This is a genomic window from Salipaludibacillus sp. CF4.18 (assembly GCF_051262595.1).
GTDB lineage: Bacteria > Bacillota > Bacilli > Bacillales > Salisediminibacteriaceae > Salipaludibacillus > Salipaludibacillus neizhouensis.
Map to the genome: position 1 here is coordinate 1 of NZ_JBIMEV010000114.1, position 3524 is coordinate 3524.

General features: G+C 33.8%; 4 protein-coding genes. All 4 read right to left on the reverse strand.

Annotated features, from left to right (window positions below):
- On the reverse strand, nt 1-612 hold a 612-nt coding region (locus tag ACHABW_RS25440), incomplete at its 3' end, for a metal ABC transporter permease (RefSeq protein ID WP_435759815.1).
- Nucleotides 609-1352: a metal ABC transporter ATP-binding protein gene (locus tag ACHABW_RS25445; RefSeq protein WP_435759817.1), complete on the reverse strand. Its 744-nt coding sequence runs from the start codon at nt 1350-1352 to the stop codon at nt 609-611. The genes ACHABW_RS25440 and ACHABW_RS25445, both read right to left, overlap by 4 nt.
- A gap of 727 nt (nt 1353-2079) precedes the next feature.
- Nucleotides 2080-2439 (reverse strand): small nuclear ribonucleoprotein, encoded by a 360-nt coding sequence (locus ACHABW_RS25450; protein WP_435759819.1) that lies wholly within the window; start codon nt 2437-2439, stop codon nt 2080-2082.
- Between the two features lie 630 nt (nt 2440-3069).
- Nucleotides 3070-3234 carry a Fur-regulated basic protein FbpA gene (gene fbpA / locus ACHABW_RS25455; RefSeq protein ID WP_435759821.1) on the reverse strand — a complete coding sequence of 55 codons (165 nt, stop codon included), beginning with the start codon at nt 3232-3234 and terminating at the stop codon, nt 3070-3072.
- Nucleotides 3235-3524: the final 290 nt, after the last annotated feature.

Here is a 3524-nt window from a genome sequence, read left to right on the forward strand (position 1 = left end):
AGCAACGACTAGGATGATACCTACTGTCTGTAAGGAGGCAACGGTGGTCATTGTTAAAAGTATCATTAGCATGTAATGTATAAGCTTATTTGGTAAACCGAATGTTGCAGCTATCGTTGGATCAAAGGTAGTAACCAACAGTTCTTTATAGAAAAGAAAAACGGTTGTTAGTACAATGACGCCCACAATGAATGTCATCCACATCTCCGCTACTGGAACAGCAAGGACATTCCCGAATAAAATATGATATAAATCCGCACTACTTTGCATGATGGTAATTAGAATTATTCCTAAGGCAAATGCCGCACTAAACATAATTCCAATGGATGTATCATGCTTAATTCGACTATTTTGGCTGATATAACCTATCCCGATAGCTGTTAATAAGCCAGTAAATACGGCGCCATAAAAAATATTTATCCCAAACATATAGGACACCGCTACACCTGGCAAAACTGCGTGTGAAATCGCATCTCCCATTAACGAAATTCCTCTTAATATAATAAAACAACCAATTACACCACATATAATGCCTACCATGACCGATGTTACTAACGCTTTTTGCAAGAAACTATACTGGATAATTGCTTCAAAAAAAGAAATTAAATTCATGATAAATTCACCCCAAGTTCTTTTAAGAATGAAAGCTGGCCAGAATAGGCTTTTGTGATATTGTCAGGTTTTAATACGTCCTGAGCCTTTCCATAACTTACCAATTCTTTATTTATCAAAAGTATTTCATCGAAATAAGAAGCCGCTTTATTTAAATCATGATGTACAATAACAATCGTTTTTCCTAGATTTCTTAATTCTCGCAAAATCGTAATAATCGTTTGTTCACTTGATGCATCAATTCCAACAAAAGGTTCATCTAAAAAAAGCATTTCCGTTTCTTGAGCTAGTGCCCTTGCTAAAAATACTCTTTGTTGTTGCCCTCCTGACAATTCACCAATTTGACGTTTACCAAAATCACTCATTCCAACTTTTTCTAAACAATGATAAGCCCATTCCCTTTCCTTCTGTTTCGGTCTCTTAAAAAGACCTAATTTTGGGTATGTTCCTATGACAACTGTATCCAGCACAGTGATTGGAAAATCCCAATCGATATCGCTACGTTGAGGTACGTAAGCAATTTTGTTTCTGGATTCTTTTAATGGCTTTCCATAATACTCAATAACCCCTCTATCGGTTGGGATCAGACGTAATAAGGATTTTAATAAGGTTGATTTCCCTGCACCATTCGGTCCAATGATTCCCAAAATTGTCCCTGTATTTGTTTGGAATGAAATATTATTAATGGCTTCATTCCCAAAGTAAGAAACATAGAGACCTTTTACATTTATAGCCGTCATTTCTTTCCTCCTCACTAAAAAGATAGTTCATCGCTATTTTTTTGCCTTCAGTCAACTTTTATTGCAAAAAAAAAGCACGATTCTAATTTTTGTATCTTTAAGCCTGACAAAAGTTGTGTATAGTTACATGTTTTGCCCAAGGTCAACTTTCTGTATGATTTAAGTCTATATGCTATTAGTTGTCTTTGTCAATACATAATGTTTGATTAATTAAAATAGTTCCTAATACTTGAAGAAATACGACTGAATTAAATCATTTGTCTAGTAGAAACTCCCTTCAAAAGATTAATATATTAATCAAAGTGATCCACTTGTAGGTGGCAAATCACAGAGTCAGTTGAATATTATGATATAATTTTATTGTTTTCAGAAGGTAGGTGCTTTATAAAATCAGTAATATCACTCTAAAACTTAACCTCGGATTCAATATTGTATATGAGTGGGAGGAGGGCTTTGAACAACCCATAAATCAGAAAAAGATGCGCCAAAAGTCTAATGACTTTGACACACATAGAATCAGTATAGTTAGAAACTAAAGATTTATTTACTCTTCTCTTTTCAAAGCTGCACGTTGGTGACGATAAAACTCATGCAATAACTTCATTAACGATCGTTTCTCAATTCGAAATACGTAGTTGAAATTCCTAACATAGAAGGATTCTCCCCCAATACTTCAACAAAGTTACGTTCCTTATTAGAACCAGCAATTATTTTTGTTTTTTATTTATCAATAATAGTACGGATAAGGATAATAAGGATACGGAGGCGGAGCAATATAAGGTAATAGGGCTAAAGCAGCTAAGGAAGCTAGTGGAAAACCTCGACGTCTAAAACGTCGGAACCTTCTTCTAGGACGACCAAAAGGCCCATAATATTGTCGAGTATCCGATTCATCCCCCTCACTTTCTCGCTCCATTACATCCTCACCAGCTAACACTGTAATATTATCCATATCAACATTTTCAATAATGCCATCAAATGTACTTCCATCTGTCATTGTTAAAGTCACATGATAATACATGTGGTTTTTGCACTCATCATGTAAATCCCTTAAGTGGTTACGGTAATCATGGTTTTCTACATTCACTTTTTATTCATCTCCCTCCAAATACATGGTATTCACCTAGAGGAAGGGCGTTACTCAATTGTATGTATTAATTACATTCAACAACAATATTTCTCATCATTATTATTAACCTCCCAAATAGCTTCAAAACAGGAGAAGAGATTGTTCCACCTTGCTTTCATTAGTTAAAGTTTAAAAAAACTCATTCAATATAATTAATTTCAAAATGAGAAGAAGTTAAATTCATATCATCTAAATTCCAATCAAATATTAAAATTGCAGATTGTGCAGATTTATGTGAAAGAATCGTTTACCATTCTTAATAATTAAGCTTTCAGCCTCCCAAAAGGAAACAGTCTTATCTTCCCCAGTACGTTTACAGACAAATATAGGCAATCCAGTATCAATGGATCTTTGTTCCCATTCACCGTTCGGTCCGTGTTAACCTCGTCCCGAGGATAATGGAGAACCCAGGATTTCTGCCCCTTTGGTCAATAATGTTTCCGCAATTTCTGATGGTGGGATACAGCATTGCATTCGATACAGGTACGAGTGAATAACTATCCCATTTACTAATAAAAAAGCCATGTATCATTTTCTTTACCATGGTACATGGCTTTTTGAAATTCTAAAATATAACAAATAATATCCTTATACAAAACAAATTTCAGTTATTGAATAAAGTACAAATTCAAGTTCTTTTTCTGTTGCTTCGTACAATTGCCGTCCATCTGGCATCTTGTACAAATTGTTATGAAGAAGGGTATCAATGATTTTGCTCTTATTTATATTATTTTGTATTGTTATCACAGACATTAAATCACTCCTGCTATGTAAACGTTTTCAATATCAGTATAAATAATATGGAATAGGATGTCAAACAATTGAAATCCATCCTATACCTTCATTTATCAAATATTTTAGAACACTCTGTCTAGGATTTTACGAATCTTCTTGCAAAACAAAACCTAAAAAAACTCAGATTAATTAACAAAGCAAATCAATCTATTTGCATCTTCTGTATTAACAATCTTCCATAAAGCTTTACTTTTTAAAATTGCATCCAGTAAGTTAGCTTTACAAACAGAAAAAACGAACTGCATTTT

Coding starts and splice junctions, on each gene's coding strand:
- ACHABW_RS25445 (WP_435759817.1), bottom strand. CDS start 1,352: ATGACGGCTATAAATGTAAAAGGTCTCTATGTTTCTTACTTTGGGAAT.
- fbpA (WP_435759821.1), bottom strand. CDS start 3,234: ATGTCTGTGATAACAATACAAAATAATATAAATAAGAGCAAAATCATT.